Raw genomic sequence first — 12,471 nt, forward strand, 5'->3', positions numbered from 1 at the left:
CTGCCGGACAGTTTACCCGGCAAGGATGTACCGCTCCAGCGTTAAAACACGGTATAATCAACGTATTGAATTTTCTTTTTTCGCGCAGCGCGAGGACCCTATCTGATGCGTACCGTTTTAAATATTTTAAATTTCTTTCTGGGCGGTTTTGTCACGACTTTCGGCTGGCTTGTTGCCACGCTGCTCAGCATCGTTTTCATTATTACGCTACCGTTAACCCGTTCCTGCTGGGAAATCACCAAGCTTTCGCTACTGCCGTTTGGCAACGAAGCGGTGCATGTGGATGAGCTTAATCCCGGCAAAAAAAATGTTTTGCTGAACTCCGGCGGCACCGTATTAAATATCGTCTGGTTTATTTTCTGCGGCTGGTGGCTTTGCGTCACCCATATCCTGGTAGGCATCGCGCAGTGTATTACGCTTATCGGTATCCCTACGGGCATCGCACACTTTAAGATCGCCGCTATCGCACTCTGGCCGGTCGGACGCCGCGTAGTCAGCGTTGAAGTCGCCAAAGCCGCCCGTGAAGCCAACGCCCGCAGCCGGTATAACTAACTATGCGTCTGTCGCTGTCGCCACGCCTGCGCCGCTATGCCTATAACAGCGCCCTGCTCTACAACCTGCGCATCTTTTTTGCGCTGGCCGGCACGGCGGGCGTGCCTTTATGGCTGGGCCAGATAACCTGGACTATCCCGCTAACGCTGGGCGTTGTGGCGGCAGCGCTGGCCGATCTTGACGATCGCCTCAGCGGCAGGCTGCGCAATTTATTGATCACCCTGGTTTGCTTTTGCGTGGCCTCCGTCTCGGTGGAGCTGCTTTCTCCTTTTCCCTGGCTGTTTACCCTTGGGCTGGCGCTGTCTACCTGGGGGTTTATCCTGCTCGGCGCGCTGGGTCAGCGTTACGCCACTATTGCTTTCGGCGCGCTGCTGATCGCTGTCTATACGCTGCTGGGGCTTGGTCTGTTTCCCCAGTGGTATTTGCAGCCCTCGCTGCTGTTGACGGGAGCTATCTGGTACAACCTGCTGACGCTGATCGGTCATCTGATTTTTCCCGTACGTCCGTTACAGGAGAATATTGCGCGCTGCTTTGAAGGCCTGGCGCGCTACCTGGAGGCGAAAGCAGGTCTCTTCGATCCAGACATCGAAGAGAATGACGACGCTTCGCTGATTGAAGCGGCAATGACCAATAGCCAGCTGGTCGCCACGCTGAATCAAACCAAGATTTCCATCCAGTCCCGGCTGCGTGGCGATCGCGGGCAGCGCAGCACGCGCCGCACGCTGCACTATTATTTCGTGGCGCAGGATATTCACGAGCGCGCCAGCTCTTCCCACGCGCAATATCACGCCTTACGCAAAGAGTATCGCTACAGCGATATTCTGTTCCGCTTTCAGCGGCTGTTAACCATGCAGGCGCGCGCCTGCCAGCAGCTCTCCAACGCTATCTTGCTGCGCGAACCCTGGCAGCACGATCCGCGTTTTGAGCGCGCTTTTGTGCACCTTCAGGCCGCGCTGGAGCGCCTGAGTGCAAACCAACCCGCCAGCAGCGAACTTAAGGCCATGCACTACCTGCTGCATAACCTTAAGGCTATCGACGCCCAGCTGGCGACCATCGAGTCCGAGCAGGTTTTGCAGGACAACAGCGACGGACGTCTTTCCAGTGAAGGCCTGACCGGCTGGGCAGATATCCGTCTGCGCCTGAGTCGCCATCTTTCGCCGCAGTCGCCGCTTTTCCGGCACGCCGTGCGCATGTCGCTGCTGCTCTGTACCGGCTACGCTTTTATCCAGATCACCGGGCTGGAACACGGCTACTGGATCCTGCTGACCAGCCTGTTTGTCTGCCAGCCCAACTATAACGCGACGAAAAGGCGCCTGGCGCTGCGTATTGTCGGCACGCTGGCCGGTATAGCGATTGGTCTGCCGCTACTCTGGCTGATCCCCTCTGTTGAGGGACAGCTGATACTCATTGTGCTCACCGGCGTGCTGTTTTTCGCCTTCCGACAGTCGCAATATGCCTACGCCACGCTTTTTATCACCCTGCTGGTACTTTGCTGCTTTAACCTGCTTGGTGAGGGGTTCGAGATCGCGCTGCCGCGTATTATCGATACGCTGCTGGGCTGCGGCATAGCCTGGATCGCCGTGGCCTTTATCTGGCCCGACTGGCGTTTCCGCCAGCTTTCCGCCGTCGCGGATCGCACGCTTAATGCCAACTGCCGCTATCTGGACGCCATTCTGGTGCAGTATCACCAGGGCAAAGATAATCGCCTGGATTACCGCATTGCCCGGCGCGATGCGCACAACTGCGACGCCGAGCTGGCCTCAGTAGTGTCTAATATTTCGGCCGAAAAAAACGCCAGCGCGGGCCTGCGTGAAGACGCTTTCCGACTACTGTGCCTGAACCACTCTTTTCTCAGCTATATTTCCGCGCTGGGCGCCCATCGCGAGAAAATCACCAACCCGGCCATGCTGCAACTGATGGATGATGCGGTCTGCTACGTCGACGACGTGCTGCATATTGATATTGTTGATGAAGACAAAGCGGCCAGGCTGCTGGGCAATCTTTCCGCCCGCCTGGCAGCGGCGGAAGCGGCGCCGGACACAAAGGAGCCGCTGGTCTTACAGCAGGTTGGCCTGCTGGTTGCACTGCTGCCGGAAATTGTTCGGTTGAAAAAAAAGGGGCTGGCCTAAGACTTTTGCTGCCTGGCCCAGCGCCGCAGCGTTTCCTTATGCCACTGCCGAAGCTCGGTTTTGACGCTTTCCGGCAGCGCTTCGTAATGGCGGCCCGCGATCGCGCCTTCCAGCGCGAAAAGGACGTTGATGCCCAAATTATTGTTGCTGGCGTACAGCTTGAGCCAACAGCGTCTGGCGCCCTGCTCTTTGAGCATGGCGATAGTGCTGATGCCGACCTGACGTAGCAGCGTCTCGATGCGGATAGTCAAATTGGGCAAATCTTTCAGGCGCTGGTTTTGCTGCTTTTGCGTTCGCTGCTGGCGTGCGCCCTGCAGGCAAAGCCGGGAGAGCGCCACCAGCTGCCCGTGCTCTTTCCACAGCGGGTCGTCCACCCGATAATAATCCAGCGCGACCGGCATCCCTCTTTTAGTAAAATGCAGAGGCTGCATCTTCCGCTCCACGATATAGGGCTTTACCTGCTCGCAGGCCCGCAGATAAAGCTCCCCTTCCGCTACCAGCGCGAACACCACGTTCTCTATCGACAGGCTGTAGCCGCCGAACTGGCTGCGGCATTCGATTTCGCCCAGTTCGGCAAGCTGGCGTCTGGCTTTTTCAATCTGTTTTTTTGACTGGCTCATCCTTTTCTCCCTGTATACAGAACACCCTCGTCCCTGTGAGAAATGAAAAGTATGCAATCGTGGTAACAGGTTCAATTACTAATTGCCGTTACAGCCGGTTTCATTGTGATTTTGCGAGACGTTATCAAAATTTAGGGTTGATCTTTGTTCACCGCCCTTATACTGTATATCCATACAGTGACCTGCGAGCAAAGCCGATATGCGTACTCATTCCATGAAATCTCATTCTGTTAACAGCCGTTTTCCTCAGCCCCGCTCTTCATCCCATAGCGAAGCGACTGGCCTGATCAGCGAACTGATCTACAGCGAGAATCAGCCGGGCATGACGCAAATGCTACTGCTCCCTTTGCTGCAACAGCTGGGCACGCAGTCCCGCTGGCAGCTATGGCTGACGCCGCAGCAAAAGCTGAGCCGCAGCTGGCTTGCGCGTTCCGGGCTGCCGCTTAATAAAGTGATGCAGGTCCAGGGGCAGGCCATTAATACGCTGGAGGCCATGATTAAAGCGCTGCAAACGGGGAACTACAGCGTGGTGCTGGGTTGGCTGCCTGAGGAACTGACCGAGGAAGATCGTCGTCGGCTCCATGACGCAGCGTTAAGCGGCCAGGCTTTAGGTCTGATTATGCGACCGGATCCGGTCGAAATTGTCGCGTGCAGACCCTTTAATGGGTTAAAAATTCAGTCGAGTTTGTATCATTAAGTAAAAATAAGAGTTTTCTCATCATAAACTTCTTCGCCGGGCATGATAAGCGTCTGATTATGCTATGACCCGGCGTGACAATGGTTTAGCCGCGTTTTTCCCGGAAGTTATCTCCCGCCGTCCTGTACGCAAATGTGTAAAAATGTGTACAAAACGCCGTTTTTTTTCAGACCGCCTTCACATCTTACTTGTAAGTTTGCTGGTACGTTGTAGACTTTACGTCGCCAGGGTGCTCAATAATCTCCCTTTTTTGGATGAGTCATAATCGAGCGTCATAACCCGGCGAAGGATTAAATCAAAGAGCTAATGAAAGCTCATTGCCTATTTGGATGATAACGAGGCGCAAAAATGAAAAAGACAGCTATCGCAATTGCAGTGGCACTGGCTGGCTTCGCTACCGTAGCGCAGGCCGCTCCTAAAGATGACACCTGGTATACCGGTGCGAAACTGGGCTGGTCTCAGTACCACGACACTGGTTACTACGGTAACGATTATGCGAACAACGACGGCCCAACTCACGAAAGCCAGCTGGGCGCAGGTGCCTTCGGTGGTTACCAGGCTAATCAGTACCTGGGCTTCGAACTGGGTTATGACTGGCTGGGTCGTATGCCTAACAAAGGCAATGTCGTAAACGGCGCATTCAAAGCACAGGGCATTCAGCTGGCTGCGAAACTGAGCTACCCAATCTATGACGATCTGGACGTGTACACCCGTCTGGGCGGCATGGTATGGCGCGCTGACTCCACGCAGAACAACAACGGTACTCGCATCAGCGATCACGACACCGGTGTTTCTCCGCTGGCAGCTGTAGGTGTTGAATACGCTGTAACCAAAAACTGGGCTACCCGTCTGGACTACCAGTGGGTTAACAACATCGGTGATGCAAACACCGTTGGCACCCGTCCAGATAACGCCATGCTGAGCGTAGGTGTTTCCTACCGTTTCGGCCAGGATGAAGCAGCGCCAGCACCGGCTCCGGCTCCAGCACCAGCGCCAGTTGTTGAAACCAAGCGTTTCACCCTGAAATCAGACGTGCTGTTCACCTTCAACAAGGCGACTCTGAAGCCAGAAGGTCAGCAGGCTCTGGATCAGCTGTACACCCAGCTGAGCTCTCTGGATCCTAAAGACGGCAACGTCGTGGTTCTGGGCTTCACCGACCGTATCGGTTCTGACCAGTACAACCAGAAACTGTCTGAGAAACGTGCACAGTCCGTTGTTGACTACCTCGTGTCTAAAGGCATCCCTTCTAACAAGATCTCTGCACGTGGCATGGGTGAAACTAACCCAGTTACCGGCAACACCTGTGACAGCGTGAAAGGCCGTAACGCCCTGATCGAATGTCTGGGTCCAGACCGTCGCGTAGAAATCCAGGTTAAAGGCATCAAAGACGTGGTAACTCAGCCTCAGGGTTAAGTTTACGCTTTGATAAAAACCCCGCTTCGGCGGGGTTTTTTGTGGGCGCTATTTCGCGCTGCTGCTTATTGTCCCGCCGGCCGTAATTGCAGACCGTCGACAGGTCTAATCCGGCTTGCCCAGGATCGCCTGCAAATCCTGCCTGAGTGAAGACATCTGGCTGGCATATTTTTCTTTATGCTCTGCATCTTCTATCAGCTGCACAATGGTGTCCGAAAGCGTGACGTTTCGCCGCTGCGCCAGCGCGGCCAGCCGCTGCCAGACCAGATACTCCAGATCGATAGATTTCTTCCGCGTATGCTGATGTTCTGCATTAAAGTGACGCTTGCGGCGCGCGCGTATACTTTGCTTCATGCGGTTTTCCAGCGCCGGATTGATATGACGGGCAATCCATGTCGTTACCTCGCCAGGGCTGTGTTCTATCGCCAGCAGCTCACCGACGGCAGCCTGGGCCGCGCTTCGCTCCAGATAACGCGTGATCGCTTCACCTTCCCGGTGTTTTTTCACCAGGTATGTCCACTTCCATCCGCTTTCAAGGTTTTCCAGTTGCTGGTATTTCATCGGGATCTCATGCTAAACCTGTAACCTATTTAGAATAACAGCTTTTTTAACATAGCCGCACGGAAAACCAGAGCGAACTCGCAATTGCGGCCCGTAAGGGTGCAAAGAAGAACTCAGCGATGCTTAACAGGCTGAAATCTTGTATAATGGCGTATTACTCATTTTAAGAAAAAAACGATAACTTTGATCAACAACCAACTTGAATGGCGCGCCCTGCAGCCCGATACCGACAGCGTTCAGTCGCTTTTCTCCGAGCTTCCTGATGATCCCTGTTACTTTTCCGAAGTACAGTCACGCCTGTTCAATACGCTGAGCCTGCTGTTGGACAGCCAGGCAAAACTGCCGCTGATGCTGGTCAAAACGCCGGAGCACCCGGAGTATCAGGCTCTGCTGCAGACCGTGATTTCAGGTTTTGATGATGAAAGCGTGACGCTGTACGGCGGTCATTATCATATTGACGGCGCGGCGGTCAGCTGGCGTCCGGCCGAGTCGGAGCAGGATAATTTTGCCTCGACGGGCGGCGTGCACAGCGCAGACTGGATTGAGGCGGAACAGCTGTTCGGCTGTTTCCGTCAGTACAATAATACGTTAACGCTTGAACCCGGACTGGTGCACAAGGCTAACGGCGGCACGCTACTGCTTTCTTTACGCGCCCTGCTGGCCCAGCCGCTGCTCTGGCTACGTCTGAAGCAGATCCTCAGCACCCGCCAGTTTAGCTGGCATTCGCCCGACGAGTCCCGGCCGCTGCCGGTTGCCGTGCCGCCAATGCCGCTGCATTTTCGCCTTATCCTGACCGGTGAACGCGACGCGCTGGCTGATTTCCAGGAGATGGAGCCGGAGCTGGCGGCGCTGGCGTTCTATTCGGAATTTGAGGATAACATTCAGATCGTCGACGAGCAGTCGTTCGCTTTGTGGATCAAGTGGGCGCGTTCGGTCGCTGCTGATGAAGATCTGCTGATTGCAGACGATCTTTGGCCGGTGCTGATGCGTGAAGCGGTACGCTATACCGGCGACCAGGAAACGCTGCCGCTGTGTCCCGTCTGGCTGGCTCGCCAGTTCCAGGAGGCGGCGGCCAACAGCGATGAAAACCTGATCAACGGCGAACACCTTCAGGCGGCGCTGGATAATCGCGAGTGGCGCGAAGGCTTCCTTGCCGAGCGAATTCGTGACGAGATCCTGCTGGATCAGATCCTGATCGAAACCGAAGGCGAGGCGATTGGTCAAATCAACGCCCTTTCCGTTATCGAATTTCCCGGCCATCCCCGCGCCTTCGGCGAGCCTTCCCGCATCAGCTGTGTCGTACACGTGGGCGACGGCGAGTTCCATGACGTGGAGCGTAAAGCGGAGCTGGGCGGCAACATCCATGCCAAAGGCATGATGATTATGCAGGCATGGCTGATTGCGGAGCTGGAGCTTGATCAGCAGCTGCCCTTCTCCGCCTCGGTCGTGTTTGAACAATCCTATTCAGAAGTCGATGGCGACAGCGCATCGCTGGCCGAACTCTGCGCCCTGATCAGCGCGCTGTCCAGCCAGCCGATTACGCAACAGATTGCCGTGACCGGCTCGGTGGATCAGTTCGGTCGCGTGCAGCCAGTCGGCGGCCTGAACGAAAAGATCGAAGGCTTTTTCCATATCTGCCAGCAGCGCACGCTGAACGGCAGCCAGGGCGTTATCATTCCTGCGGCGAACGTGCGTCACCTTTGCCTGCAACAGGAAGTGGTGGATGCCGTGCGGGAAGGAAAATTTCACGTCTGGGCGGTGGAAAGCGTGGAGGAAGCCCTTCCTCTCCTGACCAAAACCGAATGGGACAAAGAAGACGCGCCTTGTCTGCTAAGATCAATTCAGGAGCGCATTGCGCAAATAAACCAACAGGAAGGTCGGCAACGTCCGTGGCCGCTGCGCTGGCTGAACTGGTTTAACCAGAGCTAATCGGGCTTGCTCAGCTTACAGCTGTAAGCTAACCTTCGTGCTTCAATAAAATAAGGCTTATTAAGAACATGGTAGATAAACGCAAATCCTACTCAAAAGAAGACCTGATTGCCTCTGGTCGCGGTGAACTTTTCGGTGCCGAAGGCCCGCCGTTGCCGTCTGGCAACATGCTGATGATGGATCGCGTCATCGAGATGAATGAAGATGGCGGCAACTACGGTAAAGGCTTTGTGGAAGCGGAGCTGGATATCAATCCCGATCTGTGGTTCTTCGGCTGCCACTTTATCGGCGATCCGGTGATGCCAGGCTGTCTGGGTCTTGATGCGATGTGGCAGCTGGTAGGCTTCTATCTGGGCTGGCTGGGCGCGGAAGGCAAAGGCCGTGCGCTGGGCGTAGGCGAAGTTAAATTTACCGGCCAGGTTCTGCCAACGGCGAAAAAAGTCTCTTACCGTATTCACTTTAAGCGTGTTATTAACCGCAAGCTGGTGATGGGCGTAGCCGATGGCGAAGTGCTGGTGGATGGCAACGTTATCTATACCGCTACCGATCTGAAAGTGGGTCTGTTCAAGGACACCACCGCTTTTTAAGCGCGTTTAAAAGACGAAACCTCCGCCCGGGCGGAGGTTTTCCTTTTCAATAACAGAGCGGATTACGCGGTAACCGTCCTGTCCTCCATGGCCTGTCGCCAACCTCCCAACCAGTGAGATCTTGCATCTATCATTTGATAGGGACACATCTCTTTAGGGCGTCCGGTAATACCGGCCTGATAACCTCTGGAATGTGCCCGTTCGAGCCGATCTCGTTTCTGTCTCTTCATCATGCCTGTAATCCCCTCTTCAGGTCAGGTGGAATCTGGTGGAAAGAAATCAGTGAGTGCATACGCAGTCACGATTTAGTTCTAACGCCATTTTCGCTGAAGATCAACGCGCAAATTTCACGCCAATGTCATAAACCTGTGCGAGGATAGTGGAAACTTATCGCCTGAAAACTCTCCTGAAAACCAGATAACCTCCTGTATGGCAATAAAAAAAGCCCCGATTGTGCAATCTTCTGATTGTCGACAAACCGGGGCTTAGCGCCAGTGATTAATTTTTCTAATTAAGGCTGCGGATACCGTTAGCTATATCCTGCGCCTCCTGCTGCCAGCCTTCTGCCAGCGTTCTGACCAGCGCGTCGTAGCCATCCTCTTTCTGCGGCAGGGCCAGCGTAAACGAGCGCTTCACGATTTGCCCCTGATGCTCCAGCACCCAGTCGCCGCTGATCACCGCATGGCCGTCGTAACGACCGTGGAAGCCGGTCACCGTTACGTTGAGCGTATCCTGCTGCTGGCCCAGCGGTGAAGCCGAGACCAGCGAGCCGGGCAGCGCCTGGCTCAGGTTCGCCACCAGCGTTTGCTGTAGCTGCTGGTCGAGCGGGCTGGCCCAGAGGTTATTGGCAGCAATCGTATATTTCACGTCGCTGGTTTGGTAAACCAGCCCGTTACCGGACAAATAGTCCGGAACGGAAACATGCTGGACAAAAACCGCTGGCCGCGCGGCATCAACGCTGCTGACGGCCGCGCCCTTCGCCGCCACGGGCAGCTGGTAATAGGTGGTATCGGACGTGCTGCTGCAGGCGCTCAGCGCCAGGGCCAAAGCCACAGGTAGCCATTTTTTCATTATTTCGCCCTCTTCGGCTGGGGATCCTGGCCGGGTTTTGCTTCAAACACCAGCGCATTGCTCTTGCTGTTCAACGTTTTCAGCACCGGCTGCAGTTCACGCAGCACCTGATTGAGCTGCTGCATATCGCCGACCAGTTTGCTGTAGGCCGGCGCGCCAGGCTGGAAGCCTTTCATGCTGGCGTTCAGCTCTCGCAGCGTTTTCTGCATATCGGCCGGTAGCTCTTTCATCGACTGGCTGCCGGTGATCTGGTTGATGTTATCCAGCGTTTTTTGCAGCTCGCGAATAGTGCGTTGGCTCTCTTTCAGCGTGCCCGTGGCCTGATTAATCATCGGGTTTAGCGGCAGCGAATTGATTTTATCCAGCGTATCCATCAGTTTCTGTTGGATCTGCGCCAGTCCGCCGCTGGTCGTTGGGATCAGCTCATAGCCCGCAAAAGAGGCCGGTCCTTTGAACGGTTTGGCATTGCTGTCAAAATCCAGATCGATATAGAGCGAGCCGGTCAGCAGGTTGGCCGACTTCAGCGAGGCGCGAAGACCAGCTTTGATACCGTCCTTCAGGTGCTGCTCAATATCAAAGTCCTTGCCCAGCATACTCTGGAAGCGGTCCGGCTCGATGCGGATCAGTACCGGGATACGGTAATCGTTGCCCAGCTGCTGCGCGACTTTAGTGGATTTAAACGGCACTTCCGCGACCGTTCCCAGCCTTATGCCCCGGAACTCTACAGGCGCGCCCGGCTGCAGGCCGCGAATAGAATCGCTGAAGAACATCAGGAAGTCTTTATGCACGGTGTAGAGCGAATCCTGAATGCTGCGCTGATCGTCAAACAGCTTATATTCCGCTTTATTCGCCGCCGCCTGTCCCAGATCCCAGCCGTCCGGCACGTCAAAGCTGACGCCGCCGCTGAACAGCGTGGTCAGCGAGCCCATTTCAACCCGCATACCTGAAGCGGACATATCTACCGCGATGCCGCTGTCCTTCCAGAAGCGCACGTTTGTCGTGACCAGCCGGTCATAAGGGGCGGCGATAAATAGCTGATAGGTCATCATACGTTTGTCGGCGTCGAACTGGCTGGTTTCCACCGAGCCTACGCGATAGCCACGGAACAGCACCGGATCGCCAGGGTTCAGCTGGCCCGCTTTTGCGCTGTCCAGCGTAATGCGTACCCCTTTGGCATCCGGCGGCGCCAGCGGCGGCGCATCCAGCAGCTTATACTGTTCGGGCTGTTCGCCTTTGCTGCCCGGCTGCAGCTCAATATAGGAGCCGGAAAGCAGCGTCCCCAGACCGGTAACGCCTTCGCGGCCGATGGTCGGTTTAACCACCCAGAACGCGCTGTCGCCTTTCAGCAGTTTTTCCATGCCGGCGTTAAGGCGCGCGGTAATTTTCACGTGCAGCAGATCGTCAGTCAGTACGGCGCTTTCTACCGTGCCGACATCAACGCTGCGGCTTTTAATCGCCGTTTTACCGCCTTCGATGCCTTCCGCGTTGGTGGTGATCAGCGTGACCAGCGGCCCCTGATGGGTGAAATGATAAACAAGGATCCACGCACCGATTAATACGGTGATAATGGGGATGATCCAGACTGGTGACCAACGTTTGATTCGATCAACCGTCGCCACGCCATGATTATTTTCCTGCAATGCCTGGCTCCTCTTTAGTTTGGGTACTGACACGATCCCAGGTCAGACGGGGGTCAAACGTCATGGCGGCGAACATCGTCAGGATCACCACCAGCGCAAACAGCAACGCCCCCGTCGCGGGATAAATATTCATTAGCTGGCCCATGCGCACCAGCGCGGAGAGCACAGCTATCACAAAGACATCAATCATTGACCAGCGGCCGACAAACTCCACCACCTCGTAGATTTTATGCATCCTTTCGCTGTCCTGATGCGGCTTGCTTCTGCCGTTGGCATCCCAGCAAAGCCAGCCGATAGCCAGCATTTTTAGCGAAGGCACCATGATACTGGCGATAAAAATCACCAGCGCAACCGGATAGGAGCCTTCTCCCCACAGCAATACCACGCCCGCCATAATGGTAGACGTCGTTTTGCTGCCAAGGGATTCCGTGATCATAATTGGCAGCAGGTTAGCGGGAATATATAAAAGCAGTGAGGTCAGCAGCAGCGCCATTGTCCATTGCAGGCTGTGCCTGCGCCGGGCGTGACCGCGCGTGCCGCAGCGTGAACAGGAGAGTTGTCCGACCGGCAGTATCGCTGTACAGCAGCTACAGGAACGCAGATCCTGCGCCAGGCCGCTGATGGCAGGCACCGGTTTCGCCGGCAACGCAGGCAGAGGCGCAATGCGCTGCCACATCCAGCGGCGATCGACGCACTGAAAAGCGCGCAGCTGCAGCACGCAGAACAAACACCAGGGAATAAAACTGGTGCCGATGCCGATATCGCCGTAGGCCATCAGTTTGACAAAGCTGACCAGCACGCCGGCCAGGAAAATTTCCGCCATGCCCCAGGTTTTGATCTGAAACAGCGCGCGCGCCATCGCTTTTTTTAACGGCGTGGGCAGATTAACAGGGTTCACCAGCAGCAGGATAATAAGCATACAGAGCGCGGGCACGGCCTGCACGAACAGCAGAAACAGCGTCGCCAGGCTGCTGTAATCCACCGAAACCATGACCTGCGGGATACGCATCAGCGTAATTTCGCTGCTCATCCCCGCCACGTGCATATTGACGAACGGAAACAGGTTCGCCAGAAGCAGCATAAACAGCGCCGCCAGCGCATAGCCGGTTGGCCGCTTGCGCGGCTCATCCCAGTTCATGACCAGCGTGGTATCACAGCGCGGGCAGCTGGCTTTGCTGCCCGGCGTGAGAGGCGGCAACTGTGTCATCAGGTCGCACTGCGGGCAAAGCATCCACTGGTCGGCCTGGTGCGATGAACACATAGATTACCTCG

Annotated in this window: 12 protein-coding genes; 6 read left to right on the forward strand and 6 right to left on the reverse strand. The window is 55.7% G+C overall.

The features are described 5' to 3' along the window. The first annotated feature begins 105 nt into the window (after positions 1 to 105). Together ACMGEE_RS05190 and yccS are read left to right on the forward strand one after the other, a co-directional pair. On the forward strand, positions 106 to 552 hold the full coding sequence (locus ACMGEE_RS05190) for a YccF domain-containing protein (RefSeq protein ID WP_253454671.1): 447 nt from the start codon (positions 106 to 108) through the stop codon (positions 550 to 552). 2 nt (positions 553 to 554) lie between these two features. Further along, complete coding sequence (gene yccS / locus ACMGEE_RS05195; protein WP_253454672.1) at positions 555 to 2,681, forward strand: YccS family putative transporter; 2,127 nt, start codon at positions 555 to 557, stop codon at positions 2,679 to 2,681. On the opposite strand, the gene ACMGEE_RS05200 is transcribed toward yccS, so the two are convergent. After that, positions 2,678 to 3,301: a TfoX/Sxy family DNA transformation protein gene (locus tag ACMGEE_RS05200; RefSeq protein ID WP_253454673.1), complete on the reverse strand. Its 624-nt coding sequence runs from the start codon at positions 3,299 to 3,301 to the stop codon at positions 2,678 to 2,680. The genes yccS and ACMGEE_RS05200 overlap by 4 nt on opposite strands. A 199-nt stretch (positions 3,302 to 3,500) precedes the next feature. Here ACMGEE_RS05200 and sulA point away from each other — a divergent pair, with 199 nt between their 5' ends. Together sulA and ompA are read left to right on the forward strand one after the other, a co-directional pair. Beyond that, positions 3,501 to 3,998 (forward strand): SOS-induced cell division inhibitor SulA, encoded by a 498-nt coding sequence (gene sulA, locus ACMGEE_RS05205; RefSeq protein ID WP_253454674.1) that lies wholly within the window; start codon positions 3,501 to 3,503, stop codon positions 3,996 to 3,998. Between the two features lie 348 nt (positions 3,999 to 4,346). Continuing rightward, positions 4,347 to 5,411 carry a porin OmpA gene (gene ompA / locus ACMGEE_RS05210; RefSeq protein ID WP_301251195.1) on the forward strand — a complete coding sequence of 355 codons (1,065 nt, stop codon included), beginning with the start codon at positions 4,347 to 4,349 and terminating at the stop codon, positions 5,409 to 5,411. A gap of 105 nt (positions 5,412 to 5,516) precedes the next feature. Here the strand turns inward: ompA and matP are convergent, their stop codons facing one another. Beyond that, positions 5,517 to 5,972: a macrodomain Ter protein MatP gene (gene matP, locus ACMGEE_RS05215; RefSeq protein ID WP_125288689.1), complete on the reverse strand. Its 456-nt coding sequence runs from the start codon at positions 5,970 to 5,972 to the stop codon at positions 5,517 to 5,519. A 183-nt stretch (positions 5,973 to 6,155) separates the two neighbouring features. Here matP and ACMGEE_RS05220 point away from each other — a divergent pair, with 183 nt between their 5' ends. Together ACMGEE_RS05220 and fabA are read left to right on the forward strand one after the other, a co-directional pair. Then, positions 6,156 to 7,901, forward strand: coding sequence for an AAA family ATPase (locus ACMGEE_RS05220; protein ID WP_253454676.1), 1,746 nt, complete (start codon positions 6,156 to 6,158; stop codon positions 7,899 to 7,901). Positions 7,902 to 7,969: 68 nt separating this feature from the next. Beyond that, positions 7,970 to 8,488 (forward strand): bifunctional 3-hydroxydecanoyl-ACP dehydratase/trans-2-decenoyl-ACP isomerase, encoded by a 519-nt coding sequence (gene fabA, locus ACMGEE_RS05225; RefSeq protein ID WP_125288691.1) that lies wholly within the window; start codon positions 7,970 to 7,972, stop codon positions 8,486 to 8,488. A gap of 62 nt (positions 8,489 to 8,550) precedes the next feature. Here fabA and rmf read toward each other — a convergent pair whose 3' ends face one another. The 4 genes from rmf to pqiA form a co-directional block, all read right to left on the reverse strand. Beyond that, positions 8,551 to 8,718 carry a ribosome modulation factor gene (gene rmf, locus ACMGEE_RS05230; protein ID WP_125288886.1) on the reverse strand — a complete coding sequence of 56 codons (168 nt, stop codon included), beginning with the start codon at positions 8,716 to 8,718 and terminating at the stop codon, positions 8,551 to 8,553. Positions 8,719 to 8,995: 277 nt separating this feature from the next. Next, positions 8,996 to 9,559, reverse strand: coding sequence for a membrane integrity-associated transporter subunit PqiC (gene pqiC, locus ACMGEE_RS05235; RefSeq protein ID WP_436829771.1), 564 nt, complete (start codon positions 9,557 to 9,559; stop codon positions 8,996 to 8,998). Further along, on the reverse strand, positions 9,559 to 11,199 hold the full coding sequence (pqiB, locus tag ACMGEE_RS05240) for an intermembrane transport protein PqiB (RefSeq protein ID WP_369894886.1): 1,641 nt from the start codon (positions 11,197 to 11,199) through the stop codon (positions 9,559 to 9,561). Before pqiB ends, pqiC begins: the two co-directional genes overlap by 1 nt. Then, positions 11,186 to 12,460: a membrane integrity-associated transporter subunit PqiA gene (pqiA, locus tag ACMGEE_RS05245; RefSeq protein WP_253454679.1), complete on the reverse strand. Its 1,275-nt coding sequence runs from the start codon at positions 12,458 to 12,460 to the stop codon at positions 11,186 to 11,188. Before pqiA ends, pqiB begins: the two co-directional genes overlap by 14 nt. Positions 12,461 to 12,471 lie beyond the last annotated feature (11 nt).

The sequence above is a fragment of the Erwinia artemisiae genome (assembly GCF_051400835.1).
GTDB classification, from domain to species: Bacteria; Pseudomonadota; Gammaproteobacteria; order Enterobacterales; family Enterobacteriaceae; genus Erwinia; species Erwinia aeris.